Origin of the sequence: Streptomyces sp. NPDC099050 (assembly GCF_044759865.1) — a bacterium.
GTDB lineage: Bacteria > Actinomycetota > Actinomycetes > Streptomycetales > Streptomycetaceae > Streptomyces.
In genome coordinates, this window is sequence record NZ_JBIWAE010000018.1 from 69,104 (window position 1) to 94,739 (window position 25,636).

Genomic DNA, 25,636 nt, shown 5'->3' on the forward strand with positions numbered 1-25,636 from the left:
GGGTCATGGTTCGGCCGGGTCATGGTGCAGCGGCATCGAATGGCCCGGGAAATCCTCGCGTGTTACCTGCCGGTAGGCCATGATGGCGGGCGACCATCCACACGGCGGAGGCTGAGGCAGCGGTGACCACTTTCGACGGATCGACCATCGTGCACGCGTTCCGGGACGACGCCCTGGGAGAGCACGACGCCGTCGGTCTCGCCGCGGCGATCCGGCGGGGCGAGGTCTCCCCCGCCGAGGCCGCCCGCGACGCCGTGGAGCGGGTGCGGGCGGTCGACGCACGGCTGGGTGCCGTGCAGGTACACGCCGCCGGACCGGCCGGACCGGCCGGACCGGCACGCGCCGACGCGACGGTCGGCGCCTTCGCCGGCGTTCCGACCTTCGTCAAGGACAACACCGACTACCAGGGGCTGCCCACGGGCCACGGCAGCGCCGCCTTCCGGCCGAGGGCGGCCAAGCGGGACGCGCCGTTCACCCGGCAGTTCCTGAGCAGCGGTGTCACGGTCCTGGGCAAGACCCGGCTGCCCGAGTTCGGGTTCAGCCCGACCACCGAGTACGACGGTGCGGAGCCGGTGCGCAACCCCTGGCACACGGACTACTCGGCGGGCGGCTCCTCGGGAGGCAGCGCGGCGCTGGTCGCCGCCGGCGCCGTGCCGATCGCGCACGCCAACGACGGCGGCGGCTCGATCCGGATACCCGCGGCCTGCTGCGGCCTCGTCGGCCTGAAGCCGTCCCGCGGGCGCGTCGTGGCCAGCGCCCTGGGCCGCCAACTGCCGCTCGACATCATCTCCGACGGAGTCGTGAGCCGCTCCGTGCGGGACGCCGCCGCGTTCCTCGCCGCCGCGGAAACGTACCGGCGGAGTCCCGCACTGCCGCCCCTGGGCCTGGTCGAAGGCCCCTCGGCGCGCAGGCTGCGGATCGGGTTCGTGCTGGACTCCCCCAACGGCGTGCACTCCGACGCGTCCACCCGGGCGGCGGTCAAGGAGACCGTGGAGACGCTCGGACGGCTCGGACACACCGTGGAACCGGTGGAGTTGGGCATGGATCCGAGCTTCACCGACGACTTCCTCACCTACTGGGGGATGCTGTCCTTCCTCCTCGGCTTCACGGGCCGGACCCTCGGCGCGGACTTCGACCGCCACCGCATGGACGGCCTCAGCCAGGGGCTGCGCGAGGAGTACCTGCGGAACTGGCGCAGGACCCCCGGCGTACTGCGGCGGTTGAAGCGGACGAAGGAGGCCTACGCGGCGTCCTTCCGCGGGCTGGACCTCGTGATGTCGCCGGTGCTCGCCCACACCACGCCGCCGATCGGCCACCTGAGCCCGACCGTCCCCTACGCGAAGCTGATCGAGCGGATCCTCGCGTACGTGGCGTTCACGCCGGTCGACAACGTCGTCGGCACCCCGTCGATCTCGGTGCCGGCCGCGAGCGCGACGCCGGACGGGCTGCCCGTCGGCGTCATGTTCTCCGCACGCCCCGGCGGTGAGCGCAAGCTGCTGGAGATCGCGTTCGAGCTGGAGGCGGACCGGCCCTTCCGGCGCATCCAGGACCGGTGACCGCTACCCGGCGGCCGGTGGCAGGTGTTCCACGCGGAGGGGCTCGAAGGCGATGCGGGTCAGGGCTCCGTCCCGCGCCCACCGCACCTCGATGGATCCCCGGCCGGCCGTCACCACGGTGACCGCCCCGGTCGCCGGCTCCGGATCCGGCTCGCCGGTGAGCACGGCCAGCGCCGCGTACAGGCGCGTCCCGCCGGCCCCGGCGGTCAGGCGGGGCACGCTCGCCCACCGGGTGAAGGCGGTCCCGGCCGGCGCCCGCGCCTCGTCCCGAGCCTCCCAGCCGTGCACCGGGTGGAGTTCCGAGCGCAGGGGTTCCTCGGGCCCCGTGGCCCAGCCCGTCTGCTCCACGCGGGCCTCGAGCGGGGCGCCGTACGGGGCTCCGGACACCCGGTGCACGCGCAGTTCGTGCGGTCCGCGGACGAAGGTGACGCTCTCCACACGCAGGCCGGGGACCGTGGGCGCGCCGCCCGGGAAGACCGGCCGGTGCCAGGACGCGGCCCAGCCCCAGCCGTCCCCCTGGCCGGTGCCCAGCGGGTGGATGCGCCGCCGGACGCTGCGGACGCCGGCCACGACCACGGCGAGGTGGTTGTCCGGGGTGTTGGCGCTCGCGGTAGGGCCGCTGCGGGTGGAGTAGGCCTGCCGGGAATAGAGCGGGTCCTCGTCGCGGGCCGCTTCCGGCTGGTCGGGCCCGACGTGGTCGCTGCCGTGGTTGTGCAGTCGTACGATCCCGTCGGCGCGGGTGGTCTGGATCAGCAGCCCCGGGGCGGGCAGGGCCAGTACCCGGTCCGGCCCCTCACTGGGCGCGCGCTCCTCCGTCGCCGTCCACAGGGGGTGCGCGGGCGGGGCGAGCAGGCAGACGAAGGCCTTGGAGGCCCAGTACGGCGAGGCCGGCCCGGAATACCTCTGCAGGGTCGCCCCGTGCGGGCCGTGCCAGCCGAGGCTGAGCAGGCCGTCCGCGCCGACGGCGCCCCGGTCGAGGAAGTAGCGCAGCGACCCGCTGATTAGGCGGCGCGAGGTGCCGGGGGTGAGCGGGGTGTGGCCGGTGACGGCGCCGAGGCCGACGGCCGACGCGGCGGCGAACCGGTAGGTGAGGGAGCGCCCGAAGTGGATCGGCGCCCCGTCCGCCCCGAAGAGGAGGGAGAAGCCGTCCAGGTGGGCCCGCAGGCGGTCACCGTACGGGGCCTTGCCGTCCGGCGAGGCGTCGGGACGGGTGTCCGGGCGCAGGTCGAAGGGTGCGTCGAGGGGTGCCCCGAGCTGGGCGTCGAGGTGGGCGTCCAGGTGGGCGTCCAGGTGGACGTCGAGCGCCGGATACAGGTGCAGCGCCCAGCCGTTGTAGTGGTCGAAGGCCCGGCCGTCGCCGTCGGCGTACCAGCCCTGGCCTCCGTACCAGCCCTCCAGGAGGTCCAGGGCCCGGCTGCGCGCCCGGGCCGTCTCGGCGTCGCCGCGGCCCACGGACTCCAGGAATCCGGCCACGGTGTACGGGAACAGGTACCAGTTGTTGGGGCTGGGCAGATGCCGCAGGGCTCCCCGCAGCCACTCCTCGGTCCGGTCCCGCACCGCGCCGTCCAGAAGGTCCCACAGCCACGGCCGGGTCAGCCGGAGCCCGAGGGCCACCGACGCCGACTCGACCATCGGCTGGCCCCCCGCGTGGACGTCGCGGATGACCGGCCAGGACTCCGCGTCGTCGCGGCCCGGCGTCCGGGTTCCCGCCGCCAGGCCGTCCGCGTACCGCTCCAGCCAGCCGTACGGGTCCGCTCCCTCGGCCCCGGCGACCCGGAAGGCCGCGGCGAGGAAGGTGCGGGCATAGCCTTCGAGCCCGTCGGAGCGCACCCCGGACGCGGAGGGCGCTCCCGGCAGGTCGAGCAGGGCCCCGCGCGGCGTGGCCCACCGCCAGGCCGCACGCAGCAGCCCGTCCGCCACCGCCTCCCAGTGGGCGCGGCCGTAGCCGGTGTACGGGCTCGACTCGCGGTCTTCGCGGGGCAGTCCGGGAAGGGTCATGCGGGGATCTTGATCGAACGGCCACATGGGGTCAAGGGAGCGGATCGCAACGGGCAGCGGGCAGCGGGCAGCGGGCGACGGGCGACGGGCGACGGCGAGCGGACGGGAGCTCAGGCCGAGGCGTTCCAGGCCGTCGTCAGCCCGTCCAGCCACGCGGGCGGCAGCTCCGCCGCGTCCCACTCCTCCCGCAGCGCCTGCGGCTCGGCGGCGAGCCGTTCGAGTACGGCGATGCTCGTGGCGGAGTGGACGAGCGAGAAGCGGCCGTGCACCGTGATGGCACTGCCCGCTCCGAACCTCGCGAACAGCCGCCCCAGCCGGGTCCGGTGGGCATCGGTGAACTCCGTCAGCCGCCCGGCGTAGCGGGCCCGCTGCCTCGGGCTCATCGTGGCGAGGACGGCGGTGAGCACCTCCTCGGTCGCCTCCGGATCCAGTTCGGAGACCTCGGCAAAGGACAGGTACAGGGGCGTCAGCGCCACCTGCGTCCGCTCCACCTCCATGCGCCTGGCCCGCGGGCGCTGTCCGGCCGCGTCCTGTTCCCCGTCCGGGCTCACCACCCGTAGCAGGGTCCGTTCGGTGACGTCGCCCAGCTCGGTCAGGAGGTCCCCGGCTCCGTCGAGCCATCCCGACTCGTACGGCTCGCCCTTGTCCCCCGGCGCGCTCCGGTCCCGGCCGCTCAGTTCCTCGTACGCGAGCGCCAGCGCGCCCGCTTCCAGCAGGCCGATCAGTTCGCTCGCGTCACCGGAAGGGACCCCTGCTCGTGCGAGGAGTCGCAGGAGCGTCGTCCTCGCGTTGTCGACACTGACCTCGTCCGGCCACTGCCGTCCCTCGTCGGCCCCGCTCATCAGTTCGTCTCCGTTCTCGGCCACCGCACCGCCCAGCGCTTCATTGTGACCGAGCGCCGCCGGGGAAGCCGGACCCGGGGTCCCCCGGTTCATCCCCGCGGCTTCGGGAACTGGCTTCCTGAGCTGGGACTCTATGCGGCGGCGTGCTGTTGTCGAGCACTTTCCCCGCATCCGGCAATCTACCCATAACCCGCCCGGGACCGCGGCGACGCCTTCACGCGCCGGCCGTACGGGAGCCCTTCACCCAGGAGACTCCTTACGCCTCCCGTACGTACGCCCCCGCGCGCGCGGCCGCCGCCGCCGCGGCCGCCGAGCGGTCGGCGTGGGCCTCGTCGAGCGGGAGGGCCGTGGTCAAGAACCGGTAGTAGAGGGGGGCGGACACCGCGCGGACCACCTCGAGCGGGTCGGTGCCCTCGGGCAGCTCTCCGCGGGCCACGGCCTCCCGGACGCACGGCGCCCACTCCTCGACGCGCACGGCGTAGAAGCCGTGCAGCGATTCGGCCGCCTTCGGGTCGTACGCGGCGGCCGCGATCACCGCCTTGAACAGGGCTCCTTGCCGGGGGTCGGCCAGGGTGCGGCACACCAGCCGGGCGTTGGCCGTCAGGTCCCCGAGCAGCGAACCCGTCCGCGCCCGCGGAACGGACTGCCGCGCCATGTCCTCGAGCAGGTCGGCCATGAGGCCGGCGACGGTGCCCCAGCGGCGGTAGACGGTGGTCTTGCCGACGTCCGCGCGGCGCGCGACGTCGGCGAGGTCCAGGTGCGCGAAACCCCGCTCGGCCAGCACGTCCTCGGCGGCCTGGAGCACGGCTTCCCGCACGCGCGCCGTACGGCCCCCGGGCCGCGCACTCCCTGGTCCGGATCCTGGTCCGGCTCCTGGTCCGGCCGGTCCGTTCACCCTGTCCGATCCGGCTTCGGCGAACTCCATAACGGGACTCCAGTTCCATTAATTGTCAGGACTTGATACGCTCGGGCCATCTTAACGGAACCGCAGACCCATTAGATGGATTCGCGGGCGATGAGAGGATGCGTCATGGAGTACAGGCGGCTGGGTGCGTCCGGGCTTCTGGTTCCGGAACTGAGCCTTGGAGCGGGCACCTTCGGCGGGCAGGGCCCGCTCTTCGGCGCCTGGGGCGACACCGGCGTGCAGCAGGCGCGCCGCCTCGTGGACATCTGCGTCGACGCCGGGGTCACGATGTTCGACACCGCCGACGTCTACTCCGCCGGCGCCTCGGAGGAGGTCCTGGGCGCCGCCCTGAAGGGGCGCCGGGACCAAGTGCTCATCTCCACCAAGGCCGGCCTGCCCACGGGCGACGGCCCCGGCGGGGCGGGTACCTCCCGGGCCCGCCTGATCACCTCCGTCGACGACGCGCTGCGCCGCCTGGACACCGACCACATCGATCTCTTCCAGCTGCACGCCTTCGACGCCGGCACACCGGTCGAGGAGGTGCTGTCCGCCCTGGACGATCTGGTCCGGGCGGGGAAGATCCGTTACACCGGCATCTCCAACTTCTCCGGCTGGCAGGCGATGAAGTCACTCGCCGCGGCCGACCGGCACGGCCGCCCGCGCTACGTCGCCCATCAGGTCCACTACTCCCTCGTCGGCCGCGACTACGAATGGGAGCTCCTGCCCCTGGCGCTCGACCAGGGCCTGGGCGCGATCGTCTGGAGCCCGCTCGGCTGGGGCCGGCTCACGGGCAAGATCCGCCGCGGCGTGCCGCTGCCCGCCGGCAGCAGGCTGCACGAGACGGCCGACTACGGCCCGCCGGTCGAGGACGAGTACCTCTACCGCGTGATCGACGCCTTGGAGGAGGTCTCCGGGGAGACGGGCAGGGCGGTGCCCCAGATCGCCCTGCGGTGGCTGCTCCAGCGGCCGACCGTATCCTCCGTCATCATCGGCGCCCGCAACGAGGAGCAACTGCGCCAGAACCTCGGCGCCGTGGGCTGGACGCTCACCCCGGAGCAGATGGCGAAGCTCGACGCGGCGAGCAGCCGGACGGCCCCCTATCCCTACTTCCCGTACCACCGGCAGGAGGGCTTCGCCCGCCTCAATCCTCCGGCGGTCTGACGGGTGGCCTGCGCGACCATGCCCTCGGCGTGGTCGGGGAGGGTGCCGAGAACCTTCGCGGCCGGACGCGGCGAACGCGTCGACCCGTGACGGCTGCTCAAGGCGAGCCGTTCTCCCGCACCAGGAACGCCGCGACCGCGGCCCTGGTGAGCGTCCGGTAGCGGCGCTCCGCCGTCCGGGCCGTGAAGTGGCCCGCGAGTTCCAGGGTGATCGAGCCGTGGGCGGCGGCCCAGATGACGTCGGTGACCTCCTCGACGTCCACGTCCGGCCGGAAGGCGCCGGTCTCCGCGCAGGCGCGTACGGCTTCGCGGAGGACCTCCAGGCTGGCGGCGGCGACCGCGCGGGCCTCGGGGGTGGGGGTGAAACCGGGGATGAGGCCGGCGAACATCACCTGGTAGAGATTGCGTTCGGTCAGGGCGTTCTCGCGGTAGGCCCGGCCCAGGTCGGCGAGGTGGGCGGGCGGGTCGGCGGACGGCGGGACGGCCTCCAGGCTGCGGCGCAGTCGGTCGAAGCCTTCCTGGTACAGGGCTTCGGCGATGCCGCCCTTCGCGCCGAAGTGGCGGTAGAGGACCGTGGTCGAACAGCCGGCCGCGGTGGCGATGCGGCGCATGGTCAGGGCTGCCGGGCCTTCTGCGGCGAGGAGCTGGGCGGCCAGGTCGAGGAGGGCCGCGCGCAGCGCCTCCTGGCCTTGGAGCTGGGCGCGGGCGAAGAGTCCGCCGCTCATGCCTGCTGCCGGTCGCCGAGGGGGCGGTCGAGGATCCCGGCGAACGCCACCGGGTCGAGCAGCCCCTTGTGTTCGGCCCGGGCGGCGGCGGAGGAGGGCACGCAGGGGTCGCCCCGGCACCAGCCGGGCGGTGTGCGGACCCAGCCGGGCGGTGTGCGGACCCAGCCGAGGGCCCGTTCGGCATCTTCCGCGGTCAGGAGGACCCGGCCCGCCGGGCCCTCGTGCGCGGCCACGACGGTTTCCCTGCCGTCGCACGGGACCGTGACGTGCGTACCGTTCATGACAACCCCCTGCCGCGCTCCCGTACGAAAACTGTGTCGTACATAAATAACAGCGTTATCCACCGCCCGGCAAGGGCATCGGTACGCTGGCGGCATGCGTACGCGCCCCACCTTGAGCTGGACCCCGACCGCGGACCTGCCGCCCGGCAGCACGGACCCGGGGCCGGTCGCCGACGCGCTGCGGGCCGGCGGGGTGCTGGTGCTCAGCGGGGCCGGGATGTCCACGGAGTCGGGCATCCCCGACTACCGCGGCGAGCGGGGCAGCCTGCGCCGGCACACGCCCATGACCTACCAGGAGTTCACCGGCGGCGAACCGGCCCGGCGGCGCTACTGGGCGCGCAGCCACCTCGGCTGGCGCACGTTCGGGCGCGCCGCGCCCAATGCCGGGCACCGGGCCGTCGCGGCGTTCGGACGGTACGGGATGCTCGCGGGCGTGATCACCCAGAACGTCGACGGCCTGCACCAGGCCGCGGGCAGCGAGGGGGTGGTGGAGCTCCACGGAAGCCTGAACCGGGTCGTCTGCCTCTCCTGCGGGGCCCTCAGCCCCCGCCGGGAACTCGCGCGGCGGCTGGAGGAGGCGAACGCGGGCTTCGCGCCGACGCCCGCCGCGCTGAACCCGGACGGGGACGCCGACCTCACCGACGACCAGGTCGTGGACTTCCGCCCGATGCCCTGCGCGATGTGCGGCGGCATCCTCAAACCGGATGTGGTGTTCTTCGGCGAGAACGTCCCGCCGGAGCGCGTCGGACACTGCCGGGAACTGGTCGACGCGGCGACCTCGCTGCTGGTCCTGGGCTCCTCGCTGACGGTGATGTCCGGGCTCCGGTTCGTCCGCCAGGCGGCCCGGGCGGGGAAGCCCGTACTGATCGTCAACCGGGACCCGACCCGTGGCGACCGCGACGCCGCCACCCGCGTCGCGCTCCCCCTGGGAACGACCCTCACCACCCTGGCCGACGGGCTGGGCGTCCCCCTCGACGAGCCGGCCGCGCACCACTGGGGGTGACCATTCGCCCACATGTGCCCGTGGAGGCGGGGGCGCGCCCCCGCCTAGAGTTACGCGCTGTCCGCTATGAGGGAGGCTGGCGAAGACGGTGTCGGCGGTCGCCGTGGACTCCAACGGCGACGGCCGCATCTCGCCGGAAGAACACCACCGGCTCGTCGAGACCTGGAACGGGCAGCCCGTGGATATGACGGGGGTCTTCGAACTGCTCGACCTGAACGGCGACGGACACCTCAGCCGCGAGGAATTCGCCCTGCTGTGGCGGCAGTTCTGGATGAGCGACGACCCGGCGGAACCGGGCAACTGGCTCTGCGGCCGGTTCCCCCACCAGGGCGCCTCCTAGGGCCTGCCGCCAGGCCGAAGAAGACGGGCCGCCCGGCCGCCCGGCCGCCCGGTCCGGCGCGTCAGGCCAGCGGGCCGAGCACCTCCTGCGATTCGATGAGCCCCTGATCGCTCGGGGGCTTCCCGTCGCCGAAGACGCGTACCGCCTGGCGCGCACGGAACTCCGCGTGCGCCTCGGCGGGCTTCGCGTAGCCGTATCGGGTACGGGCCTGCTCGGGGGTGAGGATCTCCTTGGTGCGAGGGGGGACGCCCAGTTTGACGGGCGCGACCACCTGGACCGTGGAGGGGGAGAGCATCCCCAGCAGGAACAGCTCGATCCGGGGGCTGAGGTGGGCGAGCGCGAAGGACGTCCGCATGACCGGGACCACGAGCACGTCCAGGACGCGCGACTGCCGGATCTGCGCCATCTCCCGCATCCAGCGGGGCATGGTGGCGATGGTGGCGATCCGGTGCGTCCTCGCCACGACCGTCCGCGCCGGCTTCATCCACCACCGGGTCGGCGGCAGGACGAGGTCGGTGTTCAGGAGGTGGTTCATGGCCTGCCGGGCGATCGGGCTGGCCTCCAGCCGCGGGCGCATGCTCTCGAAGTACGCCCGGATTCCCGCGCGGTCGCGGGGGACGTCGTCGGGCGAGCAGGTCTGGAACTCCGCGGCGAGGGCGCAGGACTCCCAGTACTCCTTCTCCTCCTCGGCGGTGAGCTTGCCGGGCCCGTACTTCTCGTAGGCGTAGAGGATCGAGTGCCAGCCGGTGAGCTGTATCCACAGTTGCGAGGCGGGGTCGTTGGCGTCGTAGGTGCCCTCGCCGTAGGGCAGGTGGCCGATGGCCTTCGAGTGGACCTTGACCAGGACGTCCGCCGCCTTGCACACCTGGTCCGAGCCGGCGAAGGCCACCATGGCGAAGTAGCGCAGGGTGCGGTCGTAGCGGGTGCGCGTGCGGTCGTAGATGCCCTGGGTGCCGTGGACCGCCGCCACCAGGGGCGGGTCGAGCTCCTCCACGACCACGGAGCGCTGGAAGCCCACCGTGGGCGCCGTCGGGTAGCTCCACACCTTCCAGACCACCGATCCGGGACCGAAGAACCCGTAGTCCGCGTGCGGTTCGACCTCTTTGCCGTGCAGTCGGGCCATCGGGCCGCTCCTCGTGTTCCTGGCAGCGGGTGCGAACCGCTCCCCCAATAAGACAGGACTGTCTTAAATTAAGACACGACTGTCGTAAGATGCCAAGGTGTCGACACCGACCTCTTCCAGCGACAGGCCGCGCAGGCGGCGTCCCTACGCTCCGCGCGTCCCCCTCGCCGAACGCCGCGAGCAACTGCTCGACGCGGCCCTCGCCGTGATCGTGAGCGACGGCTACGGCCGGGTATCGATCGACGCGATCGCCAAGCGCGCGCAGGTCGCCCGCTCGGTGGTCTACGGGGCCTTCGAGGACCTGGACGACCTGCTGCTCACCCTCCTCGACCGGCAGCAGGAGCTCGCCTTCACCCGCCTGCTCGCGAGCGTTCCCGACGCCCGCCGCACCCGCGACCCGGTCGACTTCGCCTGTGAGGCGGTGCACCGGATGGCCGCCATGCTGCGGGAGGACCCGGACACCTGGCGCCTGATCCTGCTGACCGCCGCGACCACTCCCCCGGCCGTCCGCGCGCGCGTCGAAGCGGACCGCGAGCGGTTCCGGCGCCGGGTAGCCTCGTGGATCGAGTCCGCGCCGGACACCGAAGGGCCGGCGCCGGACCCCGAGATCCTCGCGCACGCGCTGGTCGCCTCCGCGGAGCACTTCGCGCGCCTCGCACTCACCTCCGCCGACGCGTTCGACGCCGCCCGGCTCGCCGGACAGCTGCGGCTGCTGCTCGGCGGCATCTGGTCCTGAGACCCGCCGCCGGACTCCGTTCCGCCGCGTCGGGGCTCTGCGCGCCGGCCCCCTCGGGTGACGCCGCCGAGCCGTACCTGCTCGTGGTGCGGGCCGTACAGGGCGTCGGCGACGCGCTCATGATGCCGGCGGCCACCTGGTGCAGGGACCCCGGCTGATCGTGCTGGTGCACGGCACGGTCTACCCGCGCCGGGCCCTGGGCCTCTCGCTCCTCGCCGCGCGGTCGCTTCAGCGCAGCCAGACCGCGGCGTCCGGGGGCAGGGTTCCGTTCTCCGTGGGGGCACTGGCGATCAGGACCTCGGTGTATTCCGGCAGCGGAAGCGGCGCCCCCGAGAGGTTCACCAGGCAGCGTACGGAGGACCCCGCCGCGGTGCGGGCGAAGGCGAGCACGCCCGCCCGGGCGGGCAGCCAGGCGAACTCCCCTTCGCGCAGGGCCGTCCGGGCGGACCGCAGGGCCAGCGCCCGGCGGTAGAAGCCGAGCATCGAGTCCGGGTCCGCGCTCTGCTCGCGCACGCTCAGGGTGTCCCACGCGGCCGGCCGGGGCAGCCAGGACCTCGCGTCCGGCCCCTCGTCGCCCCACGGGAGGGGGACCCGGCAGCCGTCCCGGCCGAGGTCCTCTCCGCCGGTCTGGAAGAACGTCGGGTCCTGGCGGAGCTCCGGCGCGATGTCCTCGACCTCGTCGAGGCCCAGCTCGTCGCCCTGGTAGACGTACACGCAGCCGGGCAAGGCCATCGTCAGCAGGGCCGCGGCCCTGGCCCGGCGGCGTCCGAGGACCGGATCGGCGGGGACGCCGTGGACTCGGCGCCCGTCGAGTGCGTACGAGGTGTCGGTGCGTCCGTAGCGGGTGACGTGGCGGGTGGTGTCGTGGTTGGACAGGACCCAGGTGGCGGTGGCGCCGACCGGAGCGTGCTCGGCGAGGGTGGAGCCGATGACCGTGCGCAGGGCCGCGGCGTCCCAGGGGCTCTGGAGGAAGGGGAAGTTGAAGGCCGTGTGCAGTTCGTCCGGGCGCAGGTACCGGGCGAAGCGTTCGGGGTCGGAGGTCCACACCTCGCCCACGAAGACCGGTTCGTGGTCGTAGCCGTCGAGGACCTGGTGCCAGGCGCGGTAGATGTCGTGGACGCCGTCCTGGTCGGCCCAGGGAGTGGGCCCGCTCTCGTGGTCGGGCAGCGCCGGGTCCTTGACGAGGTTGTCGGCGACGTCGATGCGGAAGCCGTCGACGCCCCGGTCGAGCCAGAAGCGCAGGATCGCTTCGAACTCCGCGTTGACCTCGGGGTTCTCCCAGTTGAAGTCGGGCTGTTCGGGGGCGAACCGGTGCAGGTACCACTCGCCGGGCGCGCCGTCGGCCTCGGTCACCCGCCGCCAGCCGGGGCCTCCGAAGACGGACTGCCAGTTGTTGGGCGGCAGTTCGCCCTGCTCGCCGCGACCGGGGCGGAACCAGAAGCGCGCCCGCTCGGGCGATCCGGGGCCGGCCGCGACGGCCGCGCGGAACCAGGGGTGCTGGTCCGAGCAGTGGTTGGGGACGATGTCGACGATCACCCGGATGCCCGCTTCGTGCGCCTCCGACAGCAGCGCCTCGGCCTCGGCCAGGGTGCCGAACACCGGGTCGATGTCCCGGTAGTCGGCGATGTCGTAGCCGCCGTCGGCCATCGGGGACGGGTACCAGGGGCTGATCCACACCGCGTCCACGCCGAGTTGGTGCAGGTACGGGAGCCGCGCACGGATTCCGGCGAGGTCGCCGATCCCGTCGCCGTCGCCGTTGCCGTCCGCGAAACTGCGCGGATAGATCTGGTAGATCGCGGCACCGCGCCACCAGGGGAAGGTGCCTCGGCTCGGGATTCCGTCGCCGCGGGGAAGTCCTCGGGGGTCGCCATGCGGCGAATCTAGGGAGGGCTCTTCACCGGCGTCAACGGTTCGCCTGAATCTTTTGATCGAATCGATCGATATGATCGGAAACGTACGGGGATCCGCTCACGCCGCGCCGTGAGTCCGGGGCGGTCCGGTGCGGGGCGGTGCGGTCCGGGCGGGTCCGGGGCGGTCCGGTGCCGTGCGGGAGCGGAAGGTACGGCGGTAGGTGTCCGGCGGAACGCCCACGGTGCGGGCGAAGTGGCGGCGCAGGGTGGTGGCGGTGCCCATGCCGGTGGCCGTCGCGATCGTGTCGACGGTGTCGTCGGTGGTTTCCAGCAACTCCTGTGCGTGGCGGATGCGCTGGGTGAGCAGCCACTGCAACGGGGTGGTTCCGGTCAGCGACTTGAAGTGGCGGCCCAGGTGGCGCGAGCTCATCCGGGCCCGACGGGCCAGGTCTTCCACCGTGAGCGGTTCGTCGAGGCGTGCGAGCACCCAGGGGAAGAGGTCCCCGAGCGGATGGTTGCCGGGGGTGGGCACGGGGGTGGTGACGAACTGGGACTGGCCGCCGTCGCGGTGCGGGGGGACGACCAGCCGGCGGGCGATCTTGTTGGCGACGGCGGAGCCGTGGTCGAGGCGCACCAGGTGCAGGCACAGGTCCATGGCGGCGGCCTTGCCCGCGGAGGTCAGCACGCTGCCGTTGTCCACGTAGAGGACGTCGGGGTCCACGGTGACGAGGGGATGGCGCCTGGCCAGTTCCTCGGTGTGCGCCCAGTGCGTGGTCGCGCGCTTGCCGTCCAGCAGGCCGGCGGCGGCCAGCACGAAGGCGCCCGTACACAGGGAGGCCACGCGCGCGCCGGCCCGGTGGGCCGCGCGTACCGCGTCGATGAGCTCGGCCGGCGGGTCCCGGTCGACGTCGGCCCAGCCGGGGACGATCACCGTGTCCGCTCGAGCGAGGTGGTCGAGGCCGTGGTCGGGTTCCAGTCGGAAGCGGTCGATCCGTACGGCGTCCGGTCCGCAGAGCGAGAAGCCGTACCAGGGGTCCACGAGGTGGGTCAGGTCGGATCCGAAGACCTCGCAGGCCAGGGACAACTCGAAGTGCAGCATGCCGTCGGTGACGGCCAGGGCGACATGGGGCATGTCCGGAAGTGTACGGGTCATGTCGTTCCGGACAGTGGTGTGCGGATGATGTCCGCGACAGGATGCTCATGACAGAGCGCGGCGGGCCCCGGAGGTCCGCGGCGGTTCATCCGGGTACGGGCGATCGACGGGGAGCGGGACCATGGGATCAGGTCAGACGGTGGCTGTGTTCGGCGCGTACGGGCACACCGGCCGGTTCGTGGTGGCGGAGCTGGTGGAGCGCGGGTTCGTGCCGGTGCTGTCGGGCCGCGACGGCGAGAAGCTGAAGGCGCTGGCCCACGAGACCGGTCTGGAGGCCCGGCCGGCCACGGTGGGCGACCCCGGGGCGCTGGACCGCGCGCTGGCCGGCACGGCCGCCGTCATCAACGCCGCCGGGCCCTTCGCCTCGACGACGGGCCCCGTGATCGAGGCGGCCCTGCGGGCCGGGATCCCCTACCTGGACGTGGCCGCCGAGCTGGAGGCCAACATCGACACCTTCGCCCACTTCGCCGACCGGGCACGGGACGCCGGGGCGGTGATCGTCCCGGCGATGGCCTTCTTCGGCGGCCTGGGCGACCTGCTGGCCACCGCGGCGATGGGCGACTGGACCGAGGCCGACGAGGCGCACATCGCGTACGCCCTGAGCAGCTGGCACCCCACCGCGGGGACGCGGCTCTCGGGGGCGGTCTCGCGGGAGCGGCGCGGTGAGCGGCGCATGCGGTACGCGGGCGGGCAGTGGGAGTACCGTACCGACGCCGCGCCCACCGTCGAGTGGCGGTTCCCCGAGCCGATGGGTGCCCGGCAGGTGATCGGGGAGTTCACGATGGCCGACGTGGTGACCGTACCCAGCCACCTGTCGATCCCGGACGTGACCACCTACATGACGGTCGAGGCGGTCCGTGACATCGCGGCCCCCGACACCCCGGCTCCGACCGCGGCCGACGAGGGCGGACGGTCCGATCAGACCTTCCTCGTCGACGCGGTCGTCCGCTCGGGCGGCGCCGAACGCCGCGCCGTGGCCCACGGGCAGGACATCTACGCCGTCACCGCCCCCCTCGTCGTGGAGGCCCTGGAGCGCGTCCTGACCGGCCGCACCCGCACGGTCGGCGTCGCCTCCGCGGGCGAGCTCTTCGACGCACCGGACTTCCTGCGCGCCCTGTCCCCGCACATCACCCTGGAGCTGCTGCCGTAGTGCTCGCCTTCCCACTTCCGGCCTCGGCGCGCATATGACGACTTGCGAACGGCCGCGTGCGGGAGCCGGCCGGGGTACGCGGGGCGGCGGTGCGCGGGGCCGCCGAGGCCGCGGCGCGGCGTGCCGCGTTTCCCGCCGGCCACCTCGACCGCTACCCGTACGAGCTGTCCGGGGGCCTCGCGCAACGCGCCCCCACCGCGCTCGCGCTGATCGGGGGCGCGCCCCTGCTCCTGGCCGACGAGCCGACCACCGGGCTCGACCGCGACCTCGTCGACCGGACGGTCGACGAGCTGGCGCGGCACCTCGGAGCCGACCGGGCCATGCTCCTGATCACCCACGACCTGGCGGCGCGGGCCTCCTGGCCGTGAGCCACGACCGGATCCTCCTCGACCGCTGGTGCGACCGCACCGTCGACTTCGGGGAGGTCTGCCCGCCCCCGCGATGACGGCTGCCGCAGGGCACCAGGGGCGGAACGTGCCTACGCTGGAAGGGACCGCCGCAAAGGCGGCCGACGCCGGGGAGCGCACGCCACGGGCCGTGGCCGTCGCGGCAGCCGACGTCGCTGATACGGAGGTCGCGGATACGGACGTCGCGGATACGGACGGCGCGGGTGCGGCCGTCGCTGCAGCGGGCGTCCGCTCGGCTCGGCTCCTCCGGGTGAGGTGAGGCCATGACGACGAAACACGCAGTCGCGCTCCGCTCCAGGCGTCGGATGCCCGTGGTGGCCGTGGTCTGCGCCGTCGCCGCCGCGTGTCTGGTCGCCGCCGGCCCGCAGGACGGTTCCTGCCGGACCGCTCCGCCGGACAGCTTCTGGCACGCTCCCGTGGACACGCTTCCCGTCCACCCGGACTCCGCCCGGTACGTCTCCTCGATCGGGGCCGCCGAGCCCCTGCACCCGGACTTCGGGGCGGGGCTCGTCGAGGGCCAGCCCTTCGGCATTCCCATCACCGTCTCGGACACGACGGTGCCGGAATCGACGGTCACGCTGGACATCGCCGAGGAGAGCGACGCGTCCGGGTACCGGATCCCGCCGGACGCCGCGATCGAGAACGGTCCGGCGAGCACCGGGGACCGCCACGTCGTCGTCTGGGACCGCGCCCTGTGCAAGTCCTACGAACTCTGGAACGCGACCCAACGGGGCGACAACGCCTGGCACGCCGGCTCGGGAGCGGTCTTCGACCTGCGGAGCCACGCGCTGCGGCCCGCCGACTGGACGTCGGCAGATGCCGCCGGCCTCGCCATCCTGCCCGGGCTGGTGCGCTACGAGGAGGCCGCGGGCGGGCTGGTCGACCACGCGATCCGGATGACCGTCCCCCGCACGGACCAGAGTTACGTCTGGCCGGCACGGCATCAGGCGGGTTCCGCCGCGGACCCGTCGCTGCCGCCCATGGGGCTGCGGCTGCGGCTCAAGAGCTCGGTGGACACCTCGGCCCTGGGCCCCCAGGCCCTGGCCGTCGCCGAGGCCCTCAAGAAGTACGGGGCCATCGTCGCCGACAACGGGTCGGCCTGGTACCTCACCGGCGAGGAGAACCCCGGCTGGGACAACGCCCAGCTCAACGCGCTGAAGGGGTTCAAGGGTTCGGACTTCGAGGCGGTCGACGCGTCCGGACTCCAGCAGTCCCCGGACTCCGGAGCCGTGGCACCCCGCTGAGAGGAACGCCCCTCATGCCCGCAGAAGCATCCGCGGCGGCACGGAAGGGCGCCTTCATCGCGGTCGCCGTCGCCCTGTTCTGCGTCCAGCTCGACTTCTTCGCGCTCAACCTGGCCATCCCCGGTATCGCGGCGGAACTCGGCGTCACCGTGTCGGCCGCGCAGTGGACCTTGTCCGCTTACATGCTCGCCATCGGCTGCTTCTTCATCATCGGCGGCCGGGTGGGCGACGTCTTCGGCCGGCGGGCGGCGCTACTGGCCGGAACCGCCCTGTTCACCGCCGGAACCGTGGGGTGCGCGCTGGCTCCCGGCCTCGGGACTCTGGTCGCGGCTCGGATCGCCCAGGGCGTGGGCGCGGCGTTCGTCTTCCCGGTGGCCGTGTCGGTCATCACCAACACCTTTCCCGAGGAGTCCCGCGGCAGGGCCTTGGGCGCCGTGTTCGGCGTCGCCAACATCGGGACCGCGATCGGGCCCTTCGTGGGCGGCGGGTTCACCGAAGGACCCGGCTGGCGCTGGATCTTCTGGGTGATGGCGCCGCTGAGCCTGCTCTCGCTCGTCACCGCTCTCGTGTACGTCCCGGATTCCCGCGACGCGTCGGCGCCGCGCGAGCTCGATGTGCTCGGCTGCGCCCTGATCGTCGGCGCCCTGGCCGCCGTCACCCTGACCGTGGAGCGGGCGGACGCCTGGGGGTGGAGCAGTGCCCGCGCCCTCACCGGCTTCGCGGTGGCGGTGGTGAGCGGCGGGCTGTTCCTGGTGCGCGAGCGGCTGGCCCGGCACCCGCTGATCGATCTGGGGCTGTTCCGCGACATCCCGTACGTCCTGGTCACCGCGATGGGCACGGTCACGAACATGGCCTACGGGGTCACCGTCTTCCTCGCCACCCTCTACCTCCAGGGCGTACGGGGGCTCTCACCGCTCATGGCCGGCACGGTCTTCCTCGCTCCGGCCCTGCTGGTGGCGCTCAGCGGTCCGCTGGGAGCGCGGCTGGGCCGGCGCCTGCGGCCGACGACGGTGATGGCCCTGGCCGGGATCGGCGCGGGCACGGGGATGTACGCGCTGACCCAGGTCACCGCCTGGTGGCTGTACGTACCGGTGTTCGCGTGGTGCGGCCTGGGCCTGGGGCTGGGCTGGACCTACGCGAGCGTGGCGACCCAGCAGCTCGTCCCTCCGGCCCGGGCCGGGGAGGCATCGGGGGTCCTGCTGACGTTCCTCGTCACGGGCGGTGCGATCGCGCTGGCCGGGGCGGCCGCGGGGATCTCCTCGATGACACCGCAGCGGTCGCCGGAGGAGGCCTACGACGTGATCCTGCGGCTGGGCGGTGCGGCCGTGCTCGCCACGGCAATCTTCGTCCTGGCCGTGCGCCATCGGCTCGCGTCGCGGGCCGGGCACCGCTGACGCCGCCGACACCGCGGGGGCGGTGGACGTCGCCGTCCTGCCGCCCCCGCGCGCCGGCCGGAGCCGGACGGTCCTACTTGGCGCCGAGGTGGCCGCCCTTGAGCCACTCCGCCTCGCCTTCCTTGGCGCAGGAGGAGGTGTAGACCGGGCCGAACGGCGCCGGGACGGCGGCAGCGGAGGAGCAGTTCGACGAGAAGGCCTTGTGGCCGCCCGAGAAGTAGTCGATGTCGACACCGTCGTTGGCCAGGGCCGCGCCGGCGCCGCCGAGCAGGATGCCGGCGGCGAGGACGGAAGCGGTGACGGCGGAGCGAATACGCATTGGTTCCCCTAAGGACTCAAGGATCTGGTGACGCTCCCATGGACGGACGCGTCAGCCGATTCAACGCCCGGCGGGGCCGACAGGAACGACCGTTCACTCGAACGCCACTGGCGTAACGTTTCGACACGTCACATGCACCGTCGCGCGGCCCCGTTCGGGGCTGGGCGGGCACCCTTCCTCCGGTCCCGGAACCATGATCGATTGTCAGTGGCGGGTGAGACGGTAGGAGCATCCAGTCGGAAACGAGGGGGAGCTTCCATGTCCGGAAACCAGAACTACATCAACCACGTCGCTCTTGTGTTGGACGCCAGTTCGTCCATGTCTCACCTGAGCCGCAAGGTCGTCGATGTGGCCGACCAGCAGATCGCGTACCTGGCCCGCCGGTCGGGCGAGCTGGACCAGGAGACCCGCGTCACGGTGTACGTCTTCGCGGACAAGGTGGAGTGCGTCGTCTACGACAAGGACGTGCTGCGGATGCCGTCGCTGAAGCAGCTGTACCGGACCGGTGGCATGACCGCGCTGCTGGCGGCCTCGCTCAAGTCGCAGCGCGAGCTGGCGCAGACCGCTCAACTGTACGGCGACCACAGCTTCCTGACGTTCGTGCTGACCGACGGCCAGTAGAACGCCAGCCACCGCTCCCCCGACGCCCCCACCAGGGATCCGCGCGAACTGGTGAAGGCCGTGGCCGAGATGATCGAGACGCAGGAGGACAACTGGACGCTGGCCGTCCTCGTGCCGGACCAGATGGGCAAGCGGGAGGCCATGCAGTGCGGGTTCCCGAAGGAGAACATCGCCATCTGGGACGCCACGAGCACGCAGGGTCTGGAGGAGGCCGGGCAGGTCATCAAGGAGGCCACCGAGAAGTTCATGGTGGGCCGCGCCAAGGGGATCCGGGGATCGCGGGCGGTGTTCTCCACGGGCGCGGAGGTGGTCAACAAGGACACCGTCAAGGCAGCCGGTCTCACTCCGGCGGATCCCTCCGAGTACCAGCTGATCCCGGTGGCGCGCGACGCGGCGATCCGGGAATGGGTCGTCGAATCCGGGCACGCCTACCGCACCGGTGGCGCGTTCTACCAGCTCAGCAAGCCGGAGAAGATCCAGGCGAAGAAGCAGATCGCGGTGCTGGAGAAGAAGACGGACCGGGTGTACACGGGCCCGCAGGCCCGGGCCCTGCTCGGCCTGCCCGCTGTGGAGGCGCGGGTCAAGCCCGACCACAACGACGAGTTCACGATCTTCGTGCAGAGCACCAGCGTCAACCGGAAGCTCGTGTCGAACACCCGGCTGTTGCTGATGGGCTGACGCCTCGCGCCCACGCGGCGGGTCCGTCTCGTCGCGGACCGGGCCTCGGCCCCGCCGGGGACGGCCTCGCCGTCGTCCTCGCCCTCGCCCTCGCCGTAGCGACGAGGGCGAGGGCACCCGACTCAGGCCTGGGTCGGGTCTCCGGGGATCGGGTGCACTTCCACCGGGTCGTTGCTCGGCTTCCCTCCCGGACCGGGACAGGCAGAGGCCCGTGCGGCGATCTCCAGGGCCCGGTCCTCGCTCTTGACGTCGACCAGCCAGTACCCGGCCAGGACGGTTCCCTCGTAGGCCGGCCCATCGGTGACCTGCGGCTGCCCGTCGCTTCCGGCCCGTACCGTCTTGGCCAGCGAGGGGCCGCCGAGGCCCTGTCCGTCCACCCATTCGCCTGCGGCGGTGATGTCCTCGTTGAGGGCGTTCATGTGGGCGAACATGGCCATCATGTCGTCCTGGGAGTACGACGACATGATGGCGTCCCACTCGGCGGCAGGCACGTTCATCTGGATCATGTACTTCATGGTCTTCACCCTTCCCGGGCGGCTGCTGGCTTCCGGTCTCTCACAGGGGTAGACAGCCGGTCGCCGCGAAAATCATCGGCCTCCCAGCACCAGATCACGGAAATCCGGTGATCGCCCCCAGAGCAGCTCTTCCGAGGGACGGGACGGGGTGCGTCACTCCCCCTCCGCACTGGCCAGGGCATCGGTGATCAGGCGGGTGGCGAAGTCGGGGTCACCCGTCATGCGGTTGATGTATTCGGCGAGGAGGAAGGCCGTGGCTTCGAGCGGGTTCATCTCCGCCTCGGTCCACTCTCCGTACTGCTTGCGCCACAGATTGGGGCTCAGGCCGGTGCCCGCGGCGATGACGAGGCCCGCCATGGTGGGGATGGCCTCCGGGCGCACGCTTCTGGTCATCATGCGCATCGTGGCGACGATGTTCGGCACGACGTACTCGATGACGTCCTTGCCGTGTTCCTCGTGGGCCTTGCGCAGCCAGATCATGAACATGTAGATGAGCGTGCACGCCCCGTCCAGCAGGTCGTCGGCTTCCCTGGGACCGAGCGAAGAGGCGTACTGGTCGATCAGCGCCTGCTGTTCGGGGTCCGTGCCGGTCTTGCCGTCGTGAATGCCCTTGAGCCGAGAATCGATCATCAACAGCGCCGCGCCCACATCACCCGCGGGAGCGTGCTCGGGGTCGTACTGCGATGCCACAGGATTCCTCCACAGGTCGCCACGATGGACGGCTCGCCCTCGCTCCGCACCCTAGACGGCCCGAAGGCCGGGGACCCCCCACTTGCCATGGCGTCACACCCAGGTGCGATGCCCGCCGAGGGCCCATTCGGGACTCGCCGGCGACACGCTCCGCCGAGTACACCGTCGCCCTCGACGAGGACAGGCCCGGCCCGGCCCTGATCCGCGGAACCGGACGCCCGGCCCTTCGGGGCCCTGCCGTGTGAGGATGCAGCCAGGACGACTTCATGATCAGCGAGTTGAGGAGCAGCATTCTGATGCGGATACGGATACGGATAAGAACGACCTCGCCCGTTCACGAATCCGCCGGCCGGCGGGCGCCTGCGCGGAGGCTCGCCGGTCTCTCCCTGATGGCCGGCTGCGCGCTGCTCGTGACGGCCTGCACGGAACGGGAGAGGACCGCCGCGCCGGCCGGACCGACGGTGACGAGTACGGCCGCACCCTCGGCGGCCCTGGCACTGGCCGAGCGGTATCACCGAGCGGGCGGCGACGAAAGCGTGTACGCCATCCAGCAGGAGGCGGGTCCCGACGCGGCTCCGCTCCTGATCCTCCGGACCACGCATACCGATTCGGACAACTCGCTCTTCGAGAAGCAGCGGGATTCCGTCCTCTCGTACCTCACGCGGTCCGAGCGGCTCTCCACGGCCGAGGGCTACCTGATGGACGTGTTCGGCCGGGACGGGTCCCTGCTCCACCGATGGGACGCCCGCCCCTAGAACTCGGGCGGCTTGCGCCACACGGAGATGTGCTTCGCGGAGTCCTGGGTGAACGGCGCCCCGTCCCATCCCGCGACGCGACGTTCCTTGTCCAGCCCGGCGATCCGTGCCATCAGATCGAGTTCCGCCGGCCAGGCGTAGCGGTGCCGGGAGTTGTCGCGGCGGTAACGGCCTTCTTCGCCGCCGCCTTCGCGGATGAAGTGGTGCGATACGAGGATCTGCTCGACCAGGTCGAAGGTGTCGAAGCCCAGGTGCCGCTCGGAGACGTCGAACGGCACCGCGACCTGGCCGGGCGGCAGGAGCCGCAGCGGTGGCACGCCCAGCTCGATGACGAACCGGCCGCCGGGCTCCAGATGGCGTGCGGCGTTGCGGAAGCACGCGACCTGCTCGTCCTGCGTGAGCAGGTTCGTGATCGTGTTGTAGACGAGATAGACCAGGGTGAACGTGCCGGGAACGACCGTGGTGGCCATGTCACCGATGGTGACCGGGAGCGTGTCCTCGTCGACCTTTCGCCGCAGCACCGCCGCCATGTGCTCGGACAGCTCGATGCCCACCACCGGCACTCCGCGCTCCCGCAGCGGGACGCCCACTCGCCCGGTCCCGATGGCGAACTCCAGGGCCCGGCCGTCTCCGGCGAGCTCCGCGAGGAAGGCGAGAGTCGGTCCGAGAGCGGCGGCCGAGGACGTCTCGGCCTCCTCGGCGTCGTAGCGGTCGGCGGTCTCACGGGTCCACAGTTCACTGCTCGTCACGGGCGGCCACTTTGCCCGGTGCCGAGGAGCTCTGTCGACGCATTTACCGCCCGCCGGCTCCGGTCCTTGACCATTCCCCCCGTGAGGTGCACGGGTTCACGATCGTCGGCGACCTCTTCGGCCGAAGCCCGTGCACCTGGCCTCGACCGCAGTCTTCATCCTCGGATCGGACCTGTCACCGCGGTCACGGACGGCGCCCGCAGCGACCGCCACTTGGTCGTGGTGGCACGGAGCGGTTCCCTCGACCCGGTGTGGTGCGTCTACGCGCACCAGGGGAACCCACCGCGGGAACGCCGATGGACCGTTGGCTGCGACCGGTTCGTATCCGTCGGTTAGTGGTGCGCGTCCCCGTGCTGGTGTGTGCCGGAGGCGGGCGGGAGCTTGGCGGGCGGCGGCGGGCCGCCCGGGTCCGCCACGGTGAACTGGCCCATCATGCCCCGGTCCTCGTGGTAGAGGAGGTGGCAGTGGTACATGTACGGGGTGTCCGGGTCGGCGGGGCCCTCGAAACGCATGGCTATGCGGACCGTCGCGCCGGACGGGATGAAGACGGTGTCCTTCGGTCCGCGCAACGGCCCCGGCGGGGCCGCGCCGTTGATGTCGAGCACGCGGAACTGGACGTCGTGGACGTGGAAGTTGTGCGGCATGCCGTCGTTGTTGCGCAGGGTCCAGGTCTCGGCGGTGCCGCGGGTGACGGTCTCGTCCACCCGGGACATGTCCATCTTCCGGCCGTTGATGCCGGACATCCTGAGGTCGAAGAAGCGGTCGCGGACCGAGTCCTCGCCGGTGGGGAGCGTCGAGGGCGCCAGCGCCCGCGGCAGCTCGGCCGACGGCCGCAGGGTGGGGGCTGCGCGCAGCTGCATCACGTCGAAGGAGTCGTCGCCGCCCCCGAAGCGCTGGTTCCAGAAGTCCAGGCCGGCGTCCAGGGGGTGGGAGCGCAGGACCGTCCGCTCGCCGGGCCGTACGCGTACGACGATCTCCGCGCGCTCCCCCGGCGACAGGCGCAGCCGGTCGGCCGCGTGCGGGGCTTCGAGGAGGCCGCCGTCCGAGGCTATCTGCCGGAACTCCCGTCCGTCGTCGAAGCCGAAGGTGTAGACGCGGGCGGTGGAGGCGTTCAGCAGGCGCAGCCGGACCAGCTCGTCCCGGACGGTGACGTACGGGTCCAGCGTGCCGTTGACCATCGTCCGGCCGCCCAGGAAGCCCACGTTGCGCATCAGCTTGTGGCCGTGGTCGAACTTCGCGCCGTCGAAGGACACGTCCTGGACGATGACCGGGATGTCGTCGACCCCGTAGGTCCTGGGCAGGGGCAGGGCCGCCGACTGCGCGTCGTCCAGGAGGAACAGGCCCGCGAGGCCGCGCTGCACGTGTGACTCGGTCGCGCCGTGCGGGTGCGGGTGGTACCAGAGGGTCGAGGCCGGCTGCTGGACCGTCCACTCGGGGGCCCAACTGCCGCCCGCCGGCACCGTCTGGTGCGGGCCGCCGTCCATCGCGGCGGGCAGGTGCATGCCGTGCCAGTGGACGGACGATGCCTCGGGCAGGGTGTTGGCCACCTTCACCCGGACCTTCTCCCCCTTCGCCGCGCGGAGGGTGGGGCCGAGGTGGCTCCCGTTGAACCCCCAGGTCGGGGTCTTTTTCCCCGGGGTGAACTCGGTTTCCCCGGCCTGCATCCGTAGGTCGAATACGCGCGTTCCGTCGGCTTCCACCGTGGAGCCCGCCAGGGGCGGCACGGCGAGGGCGTTGCGGAAGTCCACCGCGCCGACGGTGGACACCCTGGCTCCGGTGTAGAGCCAGGTGAAAAGCACCCCGATGACCAGGGCGAAGGCCGCGACCAGCGAACAGAGGATCAGCAGCGCTCGCTTCCAGGGTGACATCCGGCGCCTGCCGTCGGTCCCGTTCTTCCCGTTTCTCCACATGGGAACGACGCTACGGACAGCGCTCGCGCCGGACATCGGGGAGCGACCCGGGGCCGACCCCGAACCCGACCCCGAGATCGTTCAGGGGCGCGGTCAGTGGATCCGGTGTTCCGTCCAGAACGGGGTGAGGTCCCGGGGCGTCGCCGCCTGGGCCGCGCGCTTGAAGTCCGAGGTGGTGGAGACCCCCAGCCAGTGGTCACGGACGTAGTCGCGCAGCATGGCCGTCATCGCCGGGGTGCCCAGGGTGCGTTCCAGGTCGTGCAGGGCGCAGGAGCCTCGGTGGTAGACGACTCGGACGTACTCGGAGCGGTGGCCGTCCGCGTAGTAGGACATGGGGCGGGTGAGGGCGGCCGTGTCGCTGGGCCAGGCGCCCGCATCCTCCCAGCAGGTGGTGGTGTCCGCGCCGTAGTAGGACTGGTTCGCGTACTGGGCGAAGGATTCGTCCAGCCAGGGTGAGGCGAACTGGTCGTTGCCGACGATGCCGTAGAACCACTGGTGGGCGATCTCGTGGACCACGGCCGACCCCTCCGGTTCGGTCCAGAGCAGGACGAGGCCCGGGAACTCCATGCTGCCGAACTCGTCGAGGTTGTCGCTCATGACGAGGTCGAGTTCGCCGTAGGGGTAGTGCCCGAAACGCTTCCCGAACGCGTCGACCGAGCCGACCGCGTCCTTCAGGTCGACGGCGACGCCCTCAGGGGAGGTGGCCGCGGTCCAGTACGCGTTCAGCCGTACTCCGCCCGGCGTGGTCACCGTCTCCGACAGGAAGGGGCCCGCCGCCCACGCGAAGTCCCGTACCCCGTGCGCGACGCTGGTGGTGACCGTGCGGCCGGGTGCGCCCGCGCGGCGGGTGGTGGTGCCCGTCGCGGGGACGACGAGCGCGCCGGGGTGGTCCAGGACGACGCGGAAGTCGCCGGTCAGGGTGTGGAAGCTCTCGCCGAAGCCGACGTCCGGGTCGAGGTGGCGGCCTTGGGCGTCGCGTACGGACAGCAGGGGCAGCGCGTTGCCGAGGTAGCGGTGCGCGCCGTCCTTGCCGAAGCGGTGGACGCGGTCCGGGACGGTGATGGCCACGTCGAAGGAAACGCTGGTCCGGGCCCCGTACGGGAGCGGCGCGGGCAGATCGATCTGCAGGGCGGTGCAGTCCACGGTCAGCGGTCGCGGGGTGCCTCCGGCGACCCTGCCGACGCGGACCGGGGATGGCGCCTCCGGGGTTCCGCAGCCGTCGGCGCCGTTGCCCCACAGCCGGATGTCGACCGAGCGCAGCGGAGTACGGGCGGAGTTGCGGAAGGACACCGTCTGGCGGCCGGTCCAGTGCGAGCCGTCGGCGTCGCCGCGCAGCGACACCTCGTAGGAGGGGCGGTCGGGCGTCGCCGCCGGCGCGGGCGCGGGGGCCGGAGGGGGCTGGGCGGTGGCCGTCTGGGGGACGCAGAGCATGACGGATGCGAGGGCGAGCAGCAGGGCCCGCCGAATCCCGAGCGAAATCATGACCGGTACGCTAGAACGTCCGTACGGGCGGACGGGCGCGTTCCAGGGCAC

At 72.3% G+C, this 25,636-nt stretch carries 23 protein-coding genes and 2 pseudogenes; 11 read left to right on the forward strand and 14 right to left on the reverse strand.

Annotated elements, in window-relative coordinates:
- Positions 1–122 precede the first annotated feature (122 nt).
- Positions 123–1,556, forward strand: a complete 1,434-nt coding sequence (locus ACIQV3_RS27415) for an amidase (RefSeq protein ID WP_403716317.1) — start codon at positions 123–125, stop codon at positions 1,554–1,556.
- 3 nt (positions 1,557–1,559) lie between these two features.
- On the opposite strand, the gene ACIQV3_RS27420 is transcribed toward ACIQV3_RS27415, so the two are convergent.
- The 3 genes from ACIQV3_RS27420 to ACIQV3_RS27430 all read right to left on the reverse strand — a co-directional run bounded on the left by ACIQV3_RS27420 (position 1,560) and on the right by ACIQV3_RS27430 (position 5,321).
- Complete coding sequence (locus ACIQV3_RS27420) at positions 1,560–3,554, reverse strand: DUF2264 domain-containing protein (protein ID WP_403716319.1); 1,995 nt, start codon at positions 3,552–3,554, stop codon at positions 1,560–1,562.
- Between the two features lie 110 nt (positions 3,555–3,664).
- Positions 3,665–4,420, reverse strand: a complete 756-nt coding sequence (locus ACIQV3_RS27425; protein WP_403716321.1) for a hypothetical protein — start codon at positions 4,418–4,420, stop codon at positions 3,665–3,667.
- A 232-nt stretch (positions 4,421–4,652) separates the two neighbouring features.
- Positions 4,653–5,321, reverse strand: a complete 669-nt coding sequence (locus tag ACIQV3_RS27430; RefSeq protein WP_403716323.1) for a TetR/AcrR family transcriptional regulator — start codon at positions 5,319–5,321, stop codon at positions 4,653–4,655.
- A gap of 105 nt (positions 5,322–5,426) precedes the next feature.
- On the opposite strand from ACIQV3_RS27430, the gene ACIQV3_RS27435 reads away from it, so the two are divergent.
- A complete protein-coding gene (locus ACIQV3_RS27435; RefSeq protein WP_403716325.1) occupies positions 5,427–6,461 on the forward strand; it encodes an aldo/keto reductase in 1,035 nt (344 codons plus the stop codon).
- 97 nt (positions 6,462–6,558) lie between these two features.
- On the opposite strand, the gene ACIQV3_RS27440 is transcribed toward ACIQV3_RS27435, so the two are convergent.
- Together ACIQV3_RS27440 and ACIQV3_RS27445 are read right to left on the reverse strand one after the other, a co-directional pair.
- A complete protein-coding gene (locus ACIQV3_RS27440) occupies positions 6,559–7,185 on the reverse strand; it encodes a TetR/AcrR family transcriptional regulator (RefSeq protein ID WP_403716327.1) in 627 nt (208 codons plus the stop codon).
- Positions 7,182–7,466 carry a hypothetical protein gene (locus ACIQV3_RS27445; protein WP_403716329.1) on the reverse strand — a complete coding sequence of 95 codons (285 nt, stop codon included), beginning with the start codon at positions 7,464–7,466 and terminating at the stop codon, positions 7,182–7,184. Before ACIQV3_RS27445 ends, ACIQV3_RS27440 begins: the two co-directional genes overlap by 4 nt.
- 94 nt (positions 7,467–7,560) lie before the next feature.
- Between ACIQV3_RS27445 and ACIQV3_RS27450 the strand changes: the two genes are divergently transcribed.
- Both ACIQV3_RS27450 and ACIQV3_RS27455 read left to right on the forward strand, forming a co-directional pair.
- Positions 7,561–8,469, forward strand: coding sequence for an NAD-dependent protein deacetylase (locus ACIQV3_RS27450; protein WP_403716332.1), 909 nt, complete (start codon positions 7,561–7,563; stop codon positions 8,467–8,469).
- Positions 8,470–8,557: 88 nt separating this feature from the next.
- The gene (locus ACIQV3_RS27455) at positions 8,558–8,809 is read left to right on the forward strand and encodes an EF-hand domain-containing protein (RefSeq protein ID WP_403716333.1); all 252 of its coding nucleotides are present in this window, start codon (positions 8,558–8,560) and stop codon (positions 8,807–8,809) included.
- 61 nt (positions 8,810–8,870) lie between these two features.
- Here ACIQV3_RS27455 and ACIQV3_RS27460 read toward each other — a convergent pair whose 3' ends face one another.
- On the reverse strand, positions 8,871–9,932 hold the full coding sequence (locus tag ACIQV3_RS27460) for an oxygenase MpaB family protein (RefSeq protein WP_403716335.1): 1,062 nt from the start codon (positions 9,930–9,932) through the stop codon (positions 8,871–8,873).
- 97 nt (positions 9,933–10,029) lie between these two features.
- Here ACIQV3_RS27460 and ACIQV3_RS27465 point away from each other — a divergent pair, with 97 nt between their 5' ends.
- Positions 10,030–10,668: a TetR/AcrR family transcriptional regulator gene (locus tag ACIQV3_RS27465; RefSeq protein WP_403716337.1), complete on the forward strand. Its 639-nt coding sequence runs from the start codon at positions 10,030–10,032 to the stop codon at positions 10,666–10,668.
- A gap of 228 nt (positions 10,669–10,896) precedes the next feature.
- Here the strand turns inward: ACIQV3_RS27465 and ACIQV3_RS27470 are convergent, their stop codons facing one another.
- Positions 10,897–12,504: a glycoside hydrolase family 13 protein gene (locus ACIQV3_RS27470; protein WP_403716553.1), complete on the reverse strand. Its 1,608-nt coding sequence runs from the start codon at positions 12,502–12,504 to the stop codon at positions 10,897–10,899.
- Positions 12,505–12,636: 132 nt separating this feature from the next.
- Positions 12,637–13,650 carry a helix-turn-helix domain-containing protein gene (locus ACIQV3_RS27475; RefSeq protein WP_403716339.1) on the reverse strand — a complete coding sequence of 338 codons (1,014 nt, stop codon included), beginning with the start codon at positions 13,648–13,650 and terminating at the stop codon, positions 12,637–12,639.
- A 142-nt stretch (positions 13,651–13,792) separates the two neighbouring features.
- Between ACIQV3_RS27475 and ACIQV3_RS27480 the strand changes: the two genes are divergently transcribed.
- From ACIQV3_RS27480 to ACIQV3_RS27495, 4 genes and pseudogenes are all read left to right on the forward strand, one after another.
- Positions 13,793–14,821, forward strand: coding sequence for a saccharopine dehydrogenase family protein (locus ACIQV3_RS27480; RefSeq protein WP_403716341.1), 1,029 nt, complete (start codon positions 13,793–13,795; stop codon positions 14,819–14,821).
- Between the two features lie 56 nt (positions 14,822–14,877).
- Positions 14,878–15,171: pseudogene (locus ACIQV3_RS27485) on the forward strand (ABC transporter ATP-binding protein); the annotation flags it as partial.
- Positions 15,172–15,491: 320 nt separating this feature from the next.
- Positions 15,492–16,472 (forward strand): hypothetical protein, encoded by a 981-nt coding sequence (locus ACIQV3_RS27490; RefSeq protein ID WP_403716343.1) that lies wholly within the window; start codon positions 15,492–15,494, stop codon positions 16,470–16,472.
- Positions 16,473–16,486: 14 nt separating this feature from the next.
- Positions 16,487–17,866, forward strand: coding sequence for an MFS transporter (locus tag ACIQV3_RS27495; protein WP_403716345.1), 1,380 nt, complete (start codon positions 16,487–16,489; stop codon positions 17,864–17,866).
- A 73-nt stretch (positions 17,867–17,939) separates the two neighbouring features.
- On the opposite strand, the gene ACIQV3_RS27500 is transcribed toward ACIQV3_RS27495, so the two are convergent.
- Positions 17,940–18,185, reverse strand: coding sequence for a hypothetical protein (locus ACIQV3_RS27500; RefSeq protein ID WP_403716346.1), 246 nt, complete (start codon positions 18,183–18,185; stop codon positions 17,940–17,942).
- A 258-nt stretch (positions 18,186–18,443) separates the two neighbouring features.
- Between ACIQV3_RS27500 and ACIQV3_RS27505 the strand changes: the two are divergent.
- Positions 18,444–19,484, forward strand: a pseudogene (locus ACIQV3_RS27505) (vWA domain-containing protein).
- A 122-nt stretch (positions 19,485–19,606) separates the two neighbouring features.
- On the opposite strand, the gene ACIQV3_RS27510 reads toward ACIQV3_RS27505, so the two are convergent.
- Together ACIQV3_RS27510 and ACIQV3_RS27515 are read right to left on the reverse strand one after the other, a co-directional pair.
- Positions 19,607–19,999, reverse strand: coding sequence for a YciI family protein (locus ACIQV3_RS27510; protein WP_403716348.1), 393 nt, complete (start codon positions 19,997–19,999; stop codon positions 19,607–19,609).
- Positions 20,000–20,152: 153 nt separating this feature from the next.
- A complete protein-coding gene (locus ACIQV3_RS27515; protein ID WP_403716350.1) occupies positions 20,153–20,689 on the reverse strand; it encodes a hypothetical protein in 537 nt (178 codons plus the stop codon).
- A 389-nt stretch (positions 20,690–21,078) separates the two neighbouring features.
- On the opposite strand from ACIQV3_RS27515, the gene ACIQV3_RS27520 reads away from it, so the two are divergent.
- Complete coding sequence (locus ACIQV3_RS27520) at positions 21,079–21,444, forward strand: hypothetical protein (protein ID WP_403716351.1); 366 nt, start codon at positions 21,079–21,081, stop codon at positions 21,442–21,444.
- Here ACIQV3_RS27520 and ACIQV3_RS27525 read toward each other — a convergent pair.
- The 3 genes from ACIQV3_RS27525 to ACIQV3_RS27535 all read right to left on the reverse strand — a co-directional run bounded on the left by ACIQV3_RS27525 (position 21,441) and on the right by ACIQV3_RS27535 (position 25,585).
- On the reverse strand, positions 21,441–22,193 hold the full coding sequence (locus ACIQV3_RS27525; protein WP_403716352.1) for a class I SAM-dependent DNA methyltransferase: 753 nt from the start codon (positions 22,191–22,193) through the stop codon (positions 21,441–21,443). The genes ACIQV3_RS27520 and ACIQV3_RS27525 overlap by 4 nt on opposite strands.
- Before the next feature lie 332 nt (positions 22,194–22,525).
- Positions 22,526–24,103: a multicopper oxidase family protein gene (locus ACIQV3_RS27530; protein ID WP_403716354.1), complete on the reverse strand. Its 1,578-nt coding sequence runs from the start codon at positions 24,101–24,103 to the stop codon at positions 22,526–22,528.
- Positions 24,104–24,196: 93 nt separating this feature from the next.
- Entirely contained in the window at positions 24,197–25,585 is a 1,389-nt protein-coding gene (locus ACIQV3_RS27535; protein ID WP_403716356.1) for a M1 family metallopeptidase, read from the reverse strand.
- Positions 25,586–25,636: the final 51 nt, after the last annotated feature.